Source organism: Streptomyces panacea (assembly GCF_040560175.1).
Classification (GTDB): Bacteria; Actinomycetota; Actinomycetes; order Streptomycetales; family Streptomycetaceae; genus Streptomyces; species Streptomyces panacea.
On record NZ_JARJHW010000168.1, the window covers coordinates 1 to 16615 of the forward strand.

16 protein-coding genes and 1 tRNA gene are annotated in these 16615 nt (G+C 71.8%); 12 read left to right on the plus strand and 5 right to left on the minus strand.

What is annotated here, in order from left to right:
* Positions 1–77 precede the first annotated feature (77 nt).
* The 8 genes from P3L51_RS28735 to P3L51_RS28770 all read left to right on the plus strand — a co-directional run bounded on the left by P3L51_RS28735 (position 78) and on the right by P3L51_RS28770 (position 7710).
* The gene (locus tag P3L51_RS28735) at positions 78–440 is read left to right on the plus strand and encodes a hypothetical protein (RefSeq protein WP_435594548.1); all 363 of its coding nucleotides are present in this window, start codon (positions 78–80) and stop codon (positions 438–440) included.
* 361 nt (positions 441–801) lie between these two features.
* The gene (locus P3L51_RS28740) at positions 802–2019 is read left to right on the plus strand and encodes a helix-turn-helix domain-containing protein (RefSeq protein ID WP_354608234.1); all 1218 of its coding nucleotides are present in this window, start codon (positions 802–804) and stop codon (positions 2017–2019) included.
* 10 nt (positions 2020–2029) lie between these two features.
* Complete coding sequence (gene orn / locus P3L51_RS28745) at positions 2030–2623, plus strand: oligoribonuclease (protein ID WP_354608235.1); 594 nt, start codon at positions 2030–2032, stop codon at positions 2621–2623.
* Positions 2624–2734: 111 nt separating this feature from the next.
* Positions 2735–2807 (plus strand) — tRNA-His (locus P3L51_RS28750).
* A 140-nt stretch (positions 2808–2947) separates the two neighbouring features.
* The gene (locus P3L51_RS28755) at positions 2948–4309 is read left to right on the plus strand and encodes an ABC transporter substrate-binding protein (RefSeq protein WP_354608236.1); all 1362 of its coding nucleotides are present in this window, start codon (positions 2948–2950) and stop codon (positions 4307–4309) included.
* 5 nt (positions 4310–4314) lie between these two features.
* Entirely contained in the window at positions 4315–5355 is a 1041-nt protein-coding gene (locus P3L51_RS28760) for a carbohydrate ABC transporter permease (protein WP_354608248.1), read from the plus strand.
* Positions 5352–6221, plus strand: a complete 870-nt coding sequence (locus tag P3L51_RS28765) for a carbohydrate ABC transporter permease (RefSeq protein ID WP_354608237.1) — start codon at positions 5352–5354, stop codon at positions 6219–6221. The genes P3L51_RS28760 and P3L51_RS28765 overlap by 4 nt, the downstream gene beginning before the upstream one ends.
* Positions 6222–6285: 64 nt before the next feature.
* Positions 6286–7710 (plus strand): glycoside hydrolase family 1 protein, encoded by a 1425-nt coding sequence (locus P3L51_RS28770; protein WP_354608238.1) that lies wholly within the window; start codon positions 6286–6288, stop codon positions 7708–7710.
* A gap of 204 nt (positions 7711–7914) precedes the next feature.
* Here P3L51_RS28770 and P3L51_RS28775 read toward each other — a convergent pair whose 3' ends face one another.
* Both P3L51_RS28775 and P3L51_RS28780 read right to left on the minus strand, forming a co-directional pair.
* Positions 7915–9303, minus strand: coding sequence for a sensor histidine kinase (locus tag P3L51_RS28775; RefSeq protein WP_354608239.1), 1389 nt, complete (start codon positions 9301–9303; stop codon positions 7915–7917).
* Positions 9300–10031: a response regulator transcription factor gene (locus P3L51_RS28780; protein ID WP_354608240.1), complete on the minus strand. Its 732-nt coding sequence runs from the start codon at positions 10029–10031 to the stop codon at positions 9300–9302. The genes P3L51_RS28775 and P3L51_RS28780 overlap by 4 nt, the downstream gene beginning before the upstream one ends.
* Before the next feature lie 60 nt (positions 10032–10091).
* Between P3L51_RS28780 and P3L51_RS28785 the strand changes: the two genes are divergently transcribed.
* Complete coding sequence (locus tag P3L51_RS28785) at positions 10092–10661, plus strand: hypothetical protein (protein ID WP_354608241.1); 570 nt, start codon at positions 10092–10094, stop codon at positions 10659–10661.
* 93 nt (positions 10662–10754) lie between these two features.
* Here P3L51_RS28785 and P3L51_RS28790 read toward each other — a convergent pair whose 3' ends face one another.
* Positions 10755–11639 (minus strand): spermidine synthase, encoded by an 885-nt coding sequence (locus P3L51_RS28790; protein ID WP_435594549.1) that lies wholly within the window; start codon positions 11637–11639, stop codon positions 10755–10757.
* Between the two features lie 60 nt (positions 11640–11699).
* Positions 11700–12152 carry a hypothetical protein gene (locus tag P3L51_RS28795; RefSeq protein ID WP_354608242.1) on the minus strand — a complete coding sequence of 151 codons (453 nt, stop codon included), beginning with the start codon at positions 12150–12152 and terminating at the stop codon, positions 11700–11702.
* Positions 12153–12453: 301 nt separating this feature from the next.
* Between P3L51_RS28795 and P3L51_RS28800 the strand changes: the two genes are divergently transcribed.
* Positions 12454–13842 (plus strand): NsdA family TPR-like regulatory protein, encoded by a 1389-nt coding sequence (locus tag P3L51_RS28800; protein WP_354608243.1) that lies wholly within the window; start codon positions 12454–12456, stop codon positions 13840–13842.
* Between the two features lie 35 nt (positions 13843–13877).
* On the opposite strand, the gene P3L51_RS28805 is transcribed toward P3L51_RS28800, so the two are convergent.
* Positions 13878–14474, minus strand: a complete 597-nt coding sequence (locus P3L51_RS28805) for a histidine phosphatase family protein (RefSeq protein WP_354608244.1) — start codon at positions 14472–14474, stop codon at positions 13878–13880.
* Positions 14475–14707: 233 nt separating this feature from the next.
* Here P3L51_RS28805 and P3L51_RS28810 point away from each other — a divergent pair, with 233 nt between their 5' ends.
* The gene (locus P3L51_RS28810; protein WP_354608245.1) at positions 14708–15721 is read left to right on the plus strand and encodes a phosphatase PAP2 family protein; all 1014 of its coding nucleotides are present in this window, start codon (positions 14708–14710) and stop codon (positions 15719–15721) included.
* The coding region (locus tag P3L51_RS28815) for a hypothetical protein (protein WP_354608246.1) at positions 15621–16615 on the plus strand (995 nt) is incomplete at its 3' end. The genes P3L51_RS28810 and P3L51_RS28815, both read left to right, overlap by 101 nt.

Genomic DNA, 16615 nt, shown 5'->3' on the forward strand with positions numbered 1-16615 from the left:
CTCGTTGATCATGGGTCCCCCGTAGTCGACGCAGTCACTCCAGTCACCACAGCCACCCCCGTCACCAGGGAGCTCACGTGTCCGTACGACCGCACCACCACGCCTCCCCCTCGGGGACGGAGTCCGCGTCGGCCACGCCGAGCGCGTCCGCAGCATCCGGCGAGTCCGCGAGCGATGTGGTTCGCTGGGCCGCGTTCAGCTGTGTACTCGTGCCGGTGGTGCTCGTCGTCTTCGGCACCTCCGTCGGCGGGGCCGCCGTGCCCGCGCTCGGGCTCCTCGCCGTGACGGCGGTCTGCCGGCTCCTGCTGCGCCGCTCGGAGCAGTCCCTGCGTGCCCAACGTACGGCGGGTAACACCAGGCCCAGGGGGCGCACCGGGGCGCGCGGACGCGCGACAGAAGCACGCCGGGAGACTGACGCTTCCGAGGCCGCACACCCGTAAGTTTTCAGCCAACTTCACCCCTGAGACCCATCCTTGGCGAAATGGCCTGCCAACCCCCTTGCCACCAGGGCAGAGAGCCTCTTTCCGGCCGCGAAGAGCCTACGGGGACGGGCCATGCGCGTGAGGCGCACTTCCCTGTGGGCCGTGCGGGTGGAACGCTTCGTGATCGAATGCTTCGCGCCAAGTTGCCTTGTCGACATAGCGCCGGATGAAGAACTTGTCACGCCGGCACCACGGGACACAGTAGATTCGATCATGAGTAGCGAAGAGTGGAGTCCCGTGCAAAACCGAGGGGAATCGTGCAGGAGCGAAAGACCCGACACGAACGGGGAGACGCGAACACCGAGGGGGGCTTAGCGCCATGAGCCAGGACTCCATTGCCGCACCGGAGTCAGCACGGAAGCTTTCAGGCCGCCGCCGCCGGGAAGTCGTCGCTGTGCTGCTGTTCAGTGGTGGGCCCATCTTCGAGAGCTCCATTCCGCTCTCCGTGTTCGGCATCGACCGCCAGGATGCCGGGGTTCCGCGATACCGGCTGCTCGTGTGCGGTGGGGAGGAAGGCCCGCTCCGCACCACCGGCGGGCTCGAACTCACCACGCCGTACGGCCTGGAGGCGATCAGCAGAGCGGGCACGGTGGTCGTCCCCGCCTGGCGGTCCATCACCTCGCCGCCACCGCCCGAGGCACTGGACGCGCTGCGCCGGGCGCACGAGGAAGGCGCCCGGATCGTCGGACTGTGCACCGGCGCCTTCGTGCTCGCCGCGGCCGGCCTGCTGGACGGCCGCCCGGCGACCACGCACTGGATGTACGCGCCGACGCTGGCCAAGCGGTATCCGTCCGTCCATGTGGATCCGCGTGAACTGTTCGTCGACGACGGCGATGTGCTCACCTCCGCCGGGACGGCGGCCGGAATCGATCTGTGCCTGCACATAGTGCGTACGGATCACGGGACCGAGGCCGCCGGGGCACTGGCGCGCAGGCTCGTCGTCCCGCCGCGGCGCAGTGGCGGTCAGGAGCGCTATCTGGACAGGTCTTTACCAGAGGAGATCGGCTCCGACCCGCTCGCCGAGGTCGTGGCCTGGGCGCTGGAGCATCTGCACGAGCAATTCGACGTGGAGACTCTGGCGGCCCGCGCCTACATGAGCCGCAGGACGTTCGACCGCCGTTTCCGCTCGCTCACCGGCAGCGCGCCGCTCCAGTGGCTGATCACGCAGCGCGTGCTTCAGGCGCAGCGGCTGCTGGAGACCTCCGACTACTCGGTCGACGAGGTCGCCGGCCGCTGCGGCTTCCGCTCGCCGGTGGCGCTGCGCGGGCACTTCCGGCGTCAGCTGGGCTCGTCCCCCGCCGCGTACCGGGCCGCCTACCGGGCCCGCCGTCCGCACGGGGACCAGCTCGCGTCGGCGCCGGTGGATCACGTACCGGCGCAGGCCTCCCCGCAGGCCCGGCGGACAGCGGCGGCAGCCGCCCCGTCCGGTTCCGCGACGGCCTCGTCGTCGGTGCCGGAGCCGGTCAAGTCCTACTCGGAGGCGTTCGTCTCCGGTCAGGGCCGCCCGAGCCTGCCCGGTCAGCGGAGCGCACCGTAGGGTAAGGCGTATGAACGATCGAATGGTGTGGATCGACTGCGAGATGACCGGGCTCTCGCTGACGGAGGACGCACTCATCGAGGTGGCCGCGCTGGTCACCGACTCGGAGCTGAACGTGCTCGGTGAAGGCGTCGACATCGTCGTGCGTCCCCCGGACGCGGCGCTGGAGACCATGCCCGAGGTGGTGCGGCAGATGCACACCGCCTCGGGTCTGCTCGACGAGCTGGCCGGCGGCACCACCCTGGCCGAGGCCGAGGCGCGGGTGCTGGAGTACGTACGCGAGCAGGTCAAGGAGCCGGGGAAGGCGCCGCTGTGCGGAAACACGGTCGGCACCGACCGCGGCTTCCTGCTGCGGGACATGCCGGAGCTGGAGGGCTACCTCCACTACCGGATCGTCGATGTCTCGTCGGTCAAGGAGCTGGCGCGGCGCTGGTACCCGCGCGCCTACTTCAACAGCCCGGAGAAGGGCGGCAACCACCGGGCGCTGGCGGACATCCGCGAATCCATCGCGGAGCTGCGCTACTACCGCGAGGCGGTCTTCGTGCCGCAGCCCGGCCCGGACTCGGACACGGCGAAGGCGATCGCGGCGAAGCACGTGCTGTGAGGCGTACGGGCCGCAGGGCCCCTCGGTGCCCGGAATAACTCGGGCGCGAGCACCCTCGCGGACCCTGTACACTTTTTCTCGGCCGGTCGGGCACGGAATTGACCGGGCATGGTGGGTATAGCTCAGCTGGTAGAGCACCTGGTTGTGGTCCAGGATGTCGCGGGTTCAAGTCCCGTTACTCACCCTGACGAATGAAGGGCCGGTTCGCGCGAGCGGACCGGCCCTTCGTCGTGTCGCCGCCCGGTCCCTTGACACCTCCGATGTGAGCGGGGACGCTCGTCCCGTCCATGGGAGCGCTCCCATGTCGGTCCAGGGAAGGACGTCATGCGCACACATTCCTGTGCGTCCCGTCGGCTGGTGGGCCTCGCGGTCGTCGCCGTGCTCGGGGCCGGGCCGCTCACCGGATGTGCCGAGGACCCCGCCGAGCCCCCGGTCGGCGTCGCGACCGGCGGGGGCACGAGCAGCGGCGGGGGTGACGGCGGTGACGGCAACGGCGGGACCACGCTCACCGTGGGGGTCTTCGGGGCCTTCGGCCTCAAGGAGGCCGGGCTGTACGACGAGTACATGAAGCTCAACAAGGACGTCGTCGTCAAGCAGACGTCCATCGAGCGGAACGAGAACTACTACCCGCAGCTCCTCACCCACCTCGGCAGCGGCAGCGGACTCGCCGACATCCAGGCCGTCGAGGTCAACAACATCGCCGAGATCACCGCCACCCAGGCCGGCAGGCTCGTGGACCTGGGCCGGACCGAGGGCGTACGGAAGGACAGCTTCCTGCCCTGGAAGTGGTCGCAGGCCACCACCGCCGACGGGAAGACCGTCGGCCTCGGCACGGACATCGGCCCGGGGGCCATCTGCTACCGCCGGGACCTCTTCGCCAAGGCCGGGCTGCCCACCGACCGTACGGCCGTCGGAAGGCTGTGGGCGGGCGACTGGCGGAAGTATCTGGCGGTGGGAATGCGGTTCAAGGCACGGGCGCCGGAGGGGACGGTCTTCGTCGACTCGGCGGCCGGGGTGATGGCGGCGATCACCGGCGGGAGCGAGAAGCGGTTCTACGACGCGGACGGCAAGGTCGTCTACAAGACCAACCCGGCCGTACGGCAGGCCTGGGACACCGCCGCCGAGTTCGCCCGCGAGGGGCTGACCGGCAGGCTCCAGCAGTTCACGCCCGCGTGGGACCAGGGCTTCGCCAACGCGACGTTCGCCACCGTCTCCTGTCCGGCCTGGATGCTCGGCTACATCCAGGACAAGGCGGGCGCCGCGGGCAAGGGGAAGTGGGACGTGGCGGCGGCGCCCCGGCCGAGCAACTGGGGCGGCTCGTTCCTGACCGTGCCCGCGGCCGGCGGGAACAAGGCGGCGGCGGCCAGGCTCGTCGCCTGGCTGACCGCGCCCGAGCAGCAGGCGAAGCTGTTCGAGAGGCGCGGCAGCTTCCCGAGTGCCAGCGCGGCCTACGACCTGCCGGCCGTCTCCGGCGCGCGGCACGCCTACTTCGGCAACGCGCCCATGGGCCGGATCTTCGCGGGCGCGGCGGAGGGTGTGCCGGTCCAGATCGTGGGCCCGAAGGACCTGATCATCGCCCAGAACCTGGCGGACGTCGGCATGCTCCAGGTCGACCAGAAGGGCCGGTCGTCGAAGCAGGGCTGGGACGCCGCGGTGAAGGCGATCGACAACGCGCTGGACCGGTGAGCGACATGACGGGCGTGGCGGGTGACGCGACCACGGCGGTGCCCTCCGGGTGGGAGGAGGGCGCGGCGCCGTACCCCGCGCCGCCCGGCGTCCGGGGCGACGGCCGGGACGACGGTGACCGGGACCGAACCCGTCGGGCGCGGCGCGGCCGGTGGCACCGCTTGGACACGCGGTGGAGCCCGTACGCCTTCGTCGCGCCCTTCTTCCTCTTCTTCGCCGTCTTCGGCCTCTTCCCGCTCCTCTACACCGGCTGGGCCTCGCTGCACCGGGTCGAACTGACCGCGCCCGGCGACATGGAGTGGGTGGGCCTGCACAATTTCTCCCGGCTGCTGAGCGACTCGTTCTTCTGGAACGCCCTCCGGAACACCGTGACCATCGGACTGCTCTCGACCGTCCCGCAGCTGCTGATCGCGCTGGGCGTCGCGTATCTCCTCAACCACCGGCTGCGCGGCTCGATGTTCTTCCGGGTGGCCGTCCTGACGCCGTACGCCACGAGTGTCGCCGCGGCCACGCTGGTCTTCGTGCTGCTCTTCGGCCGCGACCACGGAATGATCAACTGGGGTCTGGGGCTGGTCGGTCTCGACGCGGTCGACTGGCAGAACGGCACATGGACGTCCCAACTGGCCGTCTCCACCATCGTCGTGTGGCGGTGGACGGGCTACAACGCGCTGATCTATCTGGCGGCGATGCAGTCGATCCCCCACGAGCTGTACGAGTCGGCGGCCCTCGACGGGGCCTCGCGGCGGCGGCAGTTCCTGCACGTGACCATCCCGTCCCTGCGGCCCACGATCCTCTTCACCTGTGTCGTCTCGACGATCGGCGCGACCCAACTCTTCGGTGAGCCACTGCTGTTCAACGGCGGCGCGGGCGCGACGGGCGGCTCCGACCACCAGTTCCAGACGCTGGGGCTCTATCTGTACGAGCAGGGCTGGGTGAATCTGCATCTCGGCCGGGCCTCGGCGATCGCCTGGGCGATGTTCCTGATCCTGCTGATCATCGGCGCGGTGAACTGGCTCGTCGCCCGCCGGCTGCGGAGGAGTTCATGACGGAGACGGCGGAACGGACATCGAGCGTGAGGCGCGGCGCCTGGCGGCACCGGCACGCGGGGCGGATCACCTACGCCGTACTGGCCCTGTTCGCCGCCGGCTCGCTGTTCCCCCTCCTCTGGACCGCGATCGCCGCCTCCCGCAACACCACCCGGCTGGCACAGACTCCCCCGCCCTTCTGGTTCGGCGGCAATCTCGTCCGTAATCTCCGGATCGCCTGGACCGACGCCAACATGGGTACGGCGCTGTTCAACACGGTCTTGGTGGCGGGGACCGTGGCCGCCGGGACGGTCCTCTTCTCGACGCTCGCGGGCTTCGCCTTCGCCAAGCTCCGCTTCCGGTTCAAGAATCTGCTTCTGCTGCTGGTGATCGGCACGATGATGGTGCCGCCGCAGCTCGGTGTCGTACCGCTGTACATGCTGATCGCCGAGCTGTCCTGGACCGACCGGCTGCAGTCCGTCGTCCTGCCCACGCTGGTCAGCGCGTTCGGGGTGTTCTTCATGCGGCAGTATCTGCTCCAGGCGCTGCCGACCGAGCTGGTCGAGGCGGCGCGCGTGGACGGCGCGAGCAGTTGGCGGGTCGTGTGGCACGTCGTCTTCCCGGCGGCGCGGCCGGCGATGGCGGTCCTCGGCATGCTGACCTTCGTGCTGGCCTGGAACGACTTCTTCTGGCCGATCATCGCGCTCACACAGAACGGCAACCCCACCGTGCAGGTAGCGCTCACGGGGCTCGGCCGCGGCTACATCCCCGACCAGTCGGTGATCATGGCCGGTGCCCTGCTCGGTACGCTCCCGCTGCTGCTGGCCTTCGTGATCTTCGGCAAGCATATTGTCGGTGGCATCATGACAGGTGCGGTCAAGGGCTGACCGCGTGTTCCCCCGCTCCGCCGACCCGCGACCGACCCGCCCTCTCCCCGACCGGAGCGCACCCATGTCCCTCAGTTTTCCGTCCGACTTCATATGGGGCACCGCCACCGCCGCCTACCAGATCGAGGGCGGCGCACGGGAGATCGGCCGTACCCCGTCGATCTGGGACACCTTCAGCCACACGCCCGGCAAGGTCGAGAACGGCGACACCGGTGACACCGCCGCCGACCACATCCACCGCCGGGCCGAAGACGTGCGTCTCATGGCGGACCTCGGGGTGAACGCGTACCGCTTCTCGGTCTCCTGGTCGCGCGTCCAGCCCATCGGCCGCGGCCCTGCCGTGCAGCGCGGTCTCGACTTCTACCGCAAGCTCGTCGACGACCTGCTGGAGCGCGGCATCCGGCCCGTCCTCACCCTTTACCACTGGGACCTGCCGCACGATCTGGAGACGGCGGGCGGCTGGCCGGTGCGCGAGACGGCGTTCAGGTTCGCGGAGTACGCGCGGATCCTCGGTGACGCGCTCGGCGACCGAGTCGACCGGTGGGTGACCCTCAACGAGCCCTGGTGCAGCGCTTTTCTGGGGTACGCCTCCGGTGTGCACGCGCCCGGCCGTACGGATCCGGTGCTCGCGCTGCGGGCCGCGCACCATCTCAACCTGGGCCACGGTCTGGCCACGCAGGCGCTGCGGACCGTGCTGCCCAGGCGCGCGCAGGTGACCGTGTGCCACAACGCCGCGGCGGTACGGGCCCGTTCGCAGTCACCGGACGACCTGGACGCCCAGCGCCGTATCGACGCGCTGGCGAACCGGATCTTCACCGGGCCGATGCTGTCGGGCGCGTACCCCGAGGATCTGTTCAAGGACACCGCGCGGATCACCGACTGGTCCTTCGTGAAGCCCGACGACACGGCGACGATCCACCAGCCGCTGGACTGGCTGGGCATCAACTACTACACCCCTCACCTGGTGTCGGCCGCGGCGGGCGCCGGCGCGGACGCGTCCCGCCGGGACAGCCACGGGCACGCGCACGGCGCGGGCGAGAAGTCCCCCTGGCCGGGCGCCGATTCGGTGACGTTCCATCAGCCGCCGGGCGAGGTGACGGAGATGGGCTGGTCGGTCGATCCGACCGGGCTGTACGACGTGCTGATGCGCTACACCCGCGAGGCGCCCGACGTCCCGCTGGTGATCACCGAGAACGGCGCGGCGTACGACGACAAGCCGGACGCGGCGGGCGTCGTGGACGATCCGGACCGTATCCGCTTCCTGCACGGACATCTGTCGGCGGCGCACCGCGCGATGGCCGACGGGGCGGATGTACGCGGCTACCTTCTCTGGTCGCTGCTGGACAACTTCGAGTGGGAGCGGGGCTACGGGAAGCGCTTCGGCGCGGTGCACGTCGACTACGAGACGCAGTCGCGTACGCCGAAGTCCAGCGCGAGCTGGTACGCGCGGCTGACGGAGACGGGCGTCCTGCCGGACCCGCCCGCGTAGAGCGGTCGTCGGGGCGCGTCCCGGCCGGGTGGGGGGTTCGGGGCCGGCCGGGACGCGGGCGGGGTGGCGACCGGTGGGGGACGGCAGCCGTGCGGTTGGTGCGGTCTCGTGTCAGCACGCTAGCCGCCCCGGTCCGGACAAGTCGCCGATAGCGGACGGGTGTCGCCGTCCTTGAGGCCCCCTTAAGGAACCATTGGGAGCGGATTAATGCTCGGCCGCCCGGCGCCGCAGCCGGTGCCCGCGGCGCTCCCCGGCCGGGCGCGCGGCGCGCCGGCCGTCGAGACCGATCCAGATCCGTACCTCCGTGCCGCCGAGCACGGAGCGCCCGATGCGTACGTCTCCGCCGGTCGACTCGGCGACCCTGCGCACGATGTCGAGCCCGAGCCCCGTCGAGCCCTCGCCGGCGCCGCTGTTGCCGCGTACGAGGGCCGCCTCGGGGTCCGCGATCCCGGGGCCCGCGTCCGAGACGAGGACGATCACGGCGCCGTCGGCGTGGTGGACGTCGACGGCGAAGGCGGTGCCCTCCGGGGTGTGCCGGAAGACGTTGCCGAGCAACGCGTCCAGCGCGGCGGCCAGTTCGGGCCTGGCGACCGGGATGCGCACCGGGCGGCCGACCCCGGCCAGCCGGACCGTCCGGCCCTCGTCCTCGGCCAGCGCCGACCAGAAGTCCATCCGCTCGCGGATGACCTCGGAGACGTCGCACCCCACGCCGGGCGTCGTCGCGCGGGTCTGCGGTTTCGCCTTGCGGGCCGTACGGATGATGGTGTCGACCTCGCGTTCCAGCTGCGCGACGGCCGCCCGTGTCTGGTCGGCGGCCGGACCCTCGCCGAGCGAGGCGGCGTTGAGGCGCAGCACGGTGAGCGGGGTGCGCAGGCGGTGCGAGAGGTCGGCGGCCAGTTCCCGTTCGTTGGCGAGGAGTTGGACCACCTGGTCGGCCATGGAGTTGAAGGCGACAGCCGCGGACCGCAGCTCCGTGGGGCCCTTCTCCGGGACCCGGGCGCCGAGTCGGCCCTCACCCAGGTCGTGGGCGGCGCCCGCGAGCCGCTGGGCGGGCTGGACCATCCGTACGCCGAGGCGGTCGGCCACGGCGACCGAGCCCACGATCAGCGCGATGCCCACGCCCGCGAGGACCAGCCAGGCGGTGGCGACGCCGTTGGAGACCTCGTCCTCGGGGACGAACACCTCGATGATGGCGATCTTCCCCGTGGAGATCGCGATCGGCTGGAGCAGCGCGGACCCGCCGCTGACCTCGGCGATGGAGGCCCGGCCCAGCTCCTCGGTGGCGCGCAGGTCCTGCTGGGCGGCCCGGCGGGTGCCGATCTCCATGGGCACACTGCCCGGCTCACCGGAGGCCGGCACATGGACGGCCAGCTGCCCGGTGCCGCCGATGGGGCTGGACTCGACGGCCCACTCCAGCTGTTCGCGGCCCTGGGCGATGGAGAGCACGGGGCCGAGGGTCGCGGCCTGTCGTTCGGCGTTGGAGAAGGCCCGGTCCTTGGCCATCTCCTTGATGACGAGCCCGAGCGGGACGGCGAAGGCGAGCACGACCATCGCGGTCACCGCCAGCGAGACCCTGACCAGCGCCCATCTCATGACAGCGGTTCGTGCGCGGCGGGGCCGGCCGCCGGCGCCCGAGGGGCCGGGGGCTCCAGCTTCACGCCGACGCCGCGCAGGGTGTGCAGATAGCGGGGCCGGGCCGCCGTCTCGCCCAGCTTCCGGCGCAGCCAGGACAGATGGACGTCGATGGTCTGGTCGTCGCCGTACGACTGCCGCCACACCTCGGCCAGGAGTTCCTTGCGCCCGACGACCACACCGGGCCGTCCGGCGAGGAAGGCGAGCAGGTCGAACTCACGCCGCGTCAGGTCCAGTCGCGCGCCGTCGAGTTCGACCTGGCGGCGCAGCGGGTCGATGGCGAGGCCGCCGACGCGGATGACGCGCGAGGGCGGGTCGTCGGCGGCGGCGCGCGAGCGGCGCAGCACGGCGGCCATCCGGGCCGACAGGTGCTCCACCGAGAAGGGTTTGGTGAGGTAGTCGTCGGCGCCGTCGTTCAACAGCCGTACGATCTCCGCCTCGTCGTCCCGCGCCGTGGCGATGATCACCGGTACGTCGGTGATCCCGCGCAGCATCTTCAGCGCCTCGGCCCCGTCGAGATCGGGCAGTCCGAGGTCGAGGATGACCACGTCGAAACGGAAATGGGCGACCTCGCGCAGCGCCTCCAGGGCGGTACCGACGCTGCGTACGGTGTGCGACGCGTCGGTCAAGTGCCTGATGAGGGCGGAGCGTACGAACTGGTCGTCCTCGACCACGAGCACACTTGGCATGGGCGGCACCGTACGCCATCCGAGGGACAGGCGCGGGGTGGGTGGTGCAGTATGGCCCCGATGCGCAGAGGACTCGTACATGCCATGGCGTGGACGCTCGCGACCGGGGCGGCGGTCACGCTGTCCTGGTGGGGCGTGCACACGGTCGTCGTGGGCACGGTGTACGACAGACCGCAGGCGCTTCCGATCACCGGGGACAACGCGACGACGCAGCGCGCCCGGCCGCGGTCCTCGTCGACGCACCGACCACCGAGCCCGCCGCCCTCGCCCTCGCCGACGCCGTCGGTCACGGTGTCCCCGGAGCCGTCCAGGACCTCCGACGACAGGCCCTCGGCCACCTCGTCCGCCAAGCCGCCGGACAAGCCCCCGCCCCCGCCGCCGGATCCGGACCCGGGCTCCGCCGCGAACGGCGATGTGCGGAGCTATCCGGTCGACGGCGGGCGGGTCGTCTTCGATCTCGGCAGTCACTCCGCCGAGTTGGTCTCGGCGACGCCGGAGGCCGGCTGGCAGATGCAGGTGTGGAAGCAGGACTTCTGGATCCGGGTGACGTTCACTCAGGGCGACCGGGAGATCTCGGTCTTCTGCACGTGGCACGACTCGGCGCCACGGGTACAGGTCGACGAGCGGTGAAATCCCTTACGAAGTGCGGGTGTTCACACGGGCGTGCGCGCGCTGTGCACGCGGGCGTTCGATCGGGCGTTGGTCGGGTGTTCAATCGGGCGTTCAGTCGAAGGAACCGGCCGGCGGTACGGGAGACGGCTTGGCGTTCGCGTCGGTGACGGGCGACGCGCCGCCGGTGAAGTCCGTGAGCGACCGGCCGTGTTCCACCCGCCCCGGATGCGGATCGCTCGCCACCCGGCGGGTCAGCTCGGCGACCGGCAACTCCCGGTCGGACGCGAGGAGTACGGCGTTGCCGAAGCGCCGGCCGCGCAGTACGGCGGGGTCGGCGGCGAGCGCCAGCTCCGGGAAGACGGAGGCGGCCGTGGCGATCTGGGACCGCAGATGCGCGAGCGGCGGCCCGTCGGCGAGGTTGGCCGCGTAGCTCCCGCCGGGCTTGAGCACGCGCCGTACGTCGGCGAGGAATTCGGCGCTGGTGAGATGCGCCGGGGTACGGGCCCCGTCGAAGACGTCCGTGATCACCAGGTCCGCCCAGCCGTCGGGCACCTTGGCGAGTCCGGCCCGCGCGTCGGTGGAGCGGACCCGGATCCGGGCGCCCGGGTCCAGCGGCAGTTCCCTGCGCACGAGTTGGACCAGCGGCGCGTCCAGCTCCACGATCTGCTGGGTGGACCGGGGGCGCGTCGCCGCGACGTAACGGGCGAGGGTGAAGGCGCCACCGCCGAGGTGCACCACGTGCAGCGGCTGAGGGGCGGGAGCGGTGAGGTCCGCGATATGGCCGAGCCTGCGCTGGTAGGCGAAGGAGAGATGGCTGGGCTCGGCGAGGTCGACGTGCGACTGCGGGGTGCCGTCGATCAGCAGCGTCCAGGCGCGGGGGCGCTCACGGTCGGGCACCAGCTCGGCGAGGCCGCCGCCGACCGGCTCGGTGACGGTCTCGGGCCCGGGGACACCGCGTCCACGTCGCCTGTTCTTCGCCGCCGGATTCTTCGCCACCGGTCCATTATCGCCCGGCGGCGCTCACCGGCACCCGCCCGGCCGCTCCCCCGGCGCTCGCTACCGGTGGCCGTCCGCCGCCTCGATCAGCCGGGCCGCCTCGCCGAGGGCCTCCCGCAGCACCGCCGGGTCCGTGACCTCCCCGGTGTCGGCGTCCGGCGGCAGCAGCCAGGCACCGCCGGTGACGGGCGGCTCGGCCGGGACCCGCAGCCCCCGGCCGGCCGTCTCCGTACACGCGCTGCCCGGCATGTCCCAGCCCGCCGCCGTGCCGGGCGGCACCAGGAACCCGAGGTTGTCGCAGTTGCCGTCGAGGAGCACGGGCCCCACCGCCGGGGCCTCGCCCGCGCCACGGCGCAGGATGTCGACGGCCTCCAGCCCCTGGCGGGCCGGCACGGTCACCAGATCGCAGGGCACACCGTGGTCCCCGTCGGAGGCGTCACCGGGCGGCAACTCGCTCGCCTCAGCCGTGGGCTTGTGCTGAGCAGTCGTCCATGAGCCGTCGCTGGTCTTCATACCGACCTCCAACTCCAACTCCAACAAGGGAACCCCTCCTCGCCGAGGTAGACACATGGCGCGTCTCCACATGGTTCAACGCGTCGCGGCGTCAACAGCTACGGCGTGAGTCGCCGCAAAGGATGGCAGTTCATGGCAGATCGTGGGTGAGATATCCGGTTTGCAGCCAAACCCTGTGTAAGCAACTCATTACAGCAGGTACGTTCTTGGACGCCGGAACACCGGAACGCCGGAGCACCGGACCCGGTCACCAGCCTGAACCGGTACGCATGCCCAAGGTGTTCCAGGAGAGGTCTCGGCCATGGTGTCGACCCGGGCGGTTCCCAATCTCGTCTTCCGCCGACTGCGCGGCCGTCGCTCACCGGGCGAGTTCGCGGCGGCCGTTCGCAGGTCCGCGCGGGAGATCGGTGAACAGGTCGCGTGCGACGCACGTTATATCGGACGGGTGGAGGCCGGCGAGATCCGCTGTCCCAACTACGCGTACGAACGCGTATTCCTCCATATGTTCCCCGGCCTCACCTTGGCCGACCTGGGCTTCTCGGCCCGCGAGAGCGTACGCGGCCGGGCGTCCAGAGCCACGGCCGACGCCGCCCCGGCGCCGGCCACTCTCCCGAACCCGACCCCGATGTACAGCGACACCGGTGACATCAGCGAGGAGAGCGACGTGCGGCGTCGCGCATTCATGACCAACGGCACGGCGTCGATGGCGGCGGTCTCCCTCGGCCTCGCCGCCGCGGCGGCGCCGACGGCCGCGGCCGTGCCCGGCCCCCGGCGTGCGGGCGAGGCCGAGGTGAGCGCCTTGGAGGAGGCGGTACGACGGATCCGGCTGCTGGACGACCGGCACGGCGCCGACGGCCTGTACGGGCGGGCGGCGCAGCCGCTGCGCACCGCGTACGCGCTCCTCGACGCGGGCACCGTCTCCCACGGCGCGACGGCCCACCGGCTGCACGCGAGCGCGGGCGAACTGGCGATCTCGGTGGGCTGGCTGGCGCACGACTCGGGCCGTTTCGAGGACGCGCGTTCGCACTACGCGGAGGCGCTGGCGACCGCACGGGTCGCCGGTGACCCGGGACTTGAGGCGCACGCGTTCTGCAACACGTCGTTCCTGGCGCGGGACGCGGGCAGACACCGCGAGGCGGTACGAGCGGCGCAGGCCGGCCGGCGCGCGGCACAGGACCTCGCGTCGCCGCGGCTGCTGTCGCTCCTGGCCCTGCGCGAGGCGGGCGGCTGGGCCGGGCTCGGGGACCGTACGGGCTGCGAGCAGTCCCTCGGGCAGGCGCACACGCTCTTCGAGCGCGGTACGTCGGACACCGACCCCGAGTGGATGTCCTTCTTCGGCGAGCCCGAGTTGGAGGCCCTGGAGGCCCAATGCCACGCGGCGCTGGGCGACTGGCCGACGGCGGCCCGGCACGCGTACCGGGCCACGGTCCTCCAGGACCCGCACTTCACCCGCAATCTCGCGCTCTACCGGGCCGAGTTGGCCACGGACCTGGCGCGCGCGGGCTTCCTGGACGAGGCCGCCGCGGTCGGGCACCAGGTGCTCGACCTGATGGACGAGGTCCAGTCGTCCCGTATCCAGGGGATGCTCGCGGGCATGGTGCGGGTGCTGCTGCCGAGGCGGCGTACGACGGAGGTGGCCGGGTTCCTGGACCGCCACGCGTCGACCGCCGCCGCGGCGCGTCGGGCCTGAGGAGAGCCTGTCCGGCGCTTGATGACGGCCGGGCGTCAGCCCGCGAGGTGCCCCGTGTCGTTCCAGATGTCGATCGCCGGCGCCCCGTAGGCCCAGTCCAGGACCGACAGGGACGTCGGCGCCAGCCGGATCCGGGACGCGAAGGACACGTCCTCCCCCAGCCACCGCGCGCCGATCGCGCGCAGGATGTGGCCGTGCGCGAAGACCAGCACGTCACGGTCGGCCGAGCGCGCCCACGCCACGACCTCGTCGGCGCGCGCGGCGACCTCGGCCAGGGTCTCGCCGTCGGGGACGCCGTCGCGCCAGATGAACCAGCCCGGCCGCACCGCCTGGATCTCGGCCGGGGTCATGCCCTCGTACGCGCCGTAGTCGAACTCCATCAGCGCGTCCCACGGCCGCGCCCGGCCGCCGAACCCGGCGAGTTGGCAGGTGTCGCTCGCGCGCAGCAGCGGGCTGGTACGGATCTCCACGCCGGACAGACCCGCCCACGGCTCCCGGCGCAGCCGCTCCCCGAGCAGCCCGGCGCCGCGCCTGCCCTCGTCGAGCAGAGGGACATCCGTCCTGCCGGTGTGCCTGCCGGACAGCGACCACGCCGTCTGACCGTGCCGGGCGAGGAGGATGCGCGGTGCCATGGAAACTCTCCCTGAGGTTCACAACAGGTGCCGTCCCATCATCCCGCACCTGAACGGGGGGCAACCTCCGGGACGATCTCGGCGTCCCCATGGACAGCTGACGGTCGGTTCCACGGGGTTCCGTTGACGCACGAGGATTCGTCGGGGGACCCGTCGTACGCGCGCGATGACCTACACCGTACGGTTGAACGTCGGCGGAAGGCCGCGTAAATAAATGAGGGAGAGCGTTCCGGATGCCGCAGACCGCCCGTGCGCGCGCCGCCCACAGGCCCCGTTGGTGGGCCGAACTGCTGCTCCTGGCGGTGGTGTACGCGGCGTACTCGGCGGGTCGGTTGCTGGCACGCGGTGACGTCTCGACGGCCGTCGACCACGGTCTGGCGATCCTCCGAATAGAGAAGGCGTTCTTCCTGAACGCCGAACATCCGCTGAACCGACTCTTCACCAGCACGCCGGCCATCGGCATACCCGCCGACTTCGCGTACGCCTCGCTGCACTACCTCGTCACACCGGCCGTGCTGATCTGGATCTTCCGCCGCCGCCCCGCGCACTACCGGGCGGCCCGCACCTGGCTGATGCTCTCCACCCTGCTCGGCCTGGTCGGCTTCACCCTCCTGCCGACGTGCCCGCCGCGGCTGCTCGACGCGAGCTACGGTTTTGTCGACACGATGGCGCAGTACAGCTCGTACGGCTGGTGGGGCGCCGAGGCGAGCGCACCGCGCGGGCTCGGCGGGATGACCAACCAGTACGCCGCGATGCCGAGCCTGCACGTCGGCTGGGCGCTGTGGTGCGGGGTGCTCCTGTGGCGGCACGGCAGGACCCCGCTGGTGCGGGTCCTCGGCCTCGTCTATCCGCTGCTCACGGTGATCATCGTGATGGGCACGGCGAACCACTACTTCCTCGACGCGGTCGCCGGCGGCGCCGTGATGGGGGCGGGCGCGCTGCTGACGGCTCCCGCGCTGCGGGCCGCCGACCGGTGCTGGGTGCGCGCGGCCGACCGGTACGCGTTCGTGGCGAAGGTCGCGCCGCTGCCCGGGCCGGGGCGCGAGTCCGCCGCGGTCGCGGTCGCGGTCGCGAAGACTTCGACGACTTCGGCCAACTCCCCGGTCAAACCTCCGATTGTCAGTGACGGATGCAAGACTTCCGCGGGTGAGCGATTCCCCGGGCAGCGCACCCGCACCAACAGCAGCACCGGCAACCCCAGCGGTACCGGAGCCGCGACCGACGACGCTCCGGCAGCGGCTCGCTGAGCTGCGCGGACCGGACGTCGCGCCGCATCCGCTGGACGCCCGCGCGCTGGCCGCCCTCGCGGCCAATCCCGGCTGCGGGCGCCGCGCGCTGCTGGACGGCGCGGGGGTCGACAAGACGGCGCTCGCGGCGGCGCTCGGCTCACCCGCCCCGTTCGGACAGTCGCAGTTCGCGTTCATGCGCGGAAACGCCTTCGAGGCGCGCGTCAAGGCCGACGGCGGTACGGAGCTGATGCGGCTGCTGCACGAACGCATGGGCGCGGGATCACAGCCGCCGGTGCCCGGTGAGGTGCTCGTCCCCGATCTGTCGGCGGCCGGTCCCGAGGGACGCGCCGCGCGCACGGCGCTGGCGCTGCGCGAGGCGACCGGCACCGGGACGAAGCCCGGCGCGTCCGGCGCGTGGACGCTGCTCGTGCACCCGCTGCTCGCGCTGGAGGTGGCGGGCTCTCCCGCCTATCTGGAGCCGGACGCCGTGGTGGTGCGTCCGGACGGGCGGTGGACGGTCGTGGAGATCAAGTCCTTCCCGATGATCGACAGTTCGGCCGACCCCGCGAAGGTGGGCGCCGCCGCGCGGCAGGCCGCCGTGTACGTGCTGGCGCTGGAGCGGGTCGCCGCGCGGGTGACCGGCGCCCGGGTCGACCACTCGGTGCTGCTGGTCTGCCCCAGGGACTTCTCCAACCTGCCGACCGCCTCCGTCGTGGACGTACGCAAGCAACTGTCGGTGACACGGCGGCAGCTGACCCGGCTCACCAGGATCGAGGAGATCACGGCGACCCTGCCCGAGGGCACCAGCTTCGACGTCGAGCGCTGCTCGCCCGCCGAGCTGACGGCGGCGGTCGACTCGGTGACGGCGGCGTACGCGCCGGAGTGTCTGGCCGCGTGCGAGCTGGCCTTCCA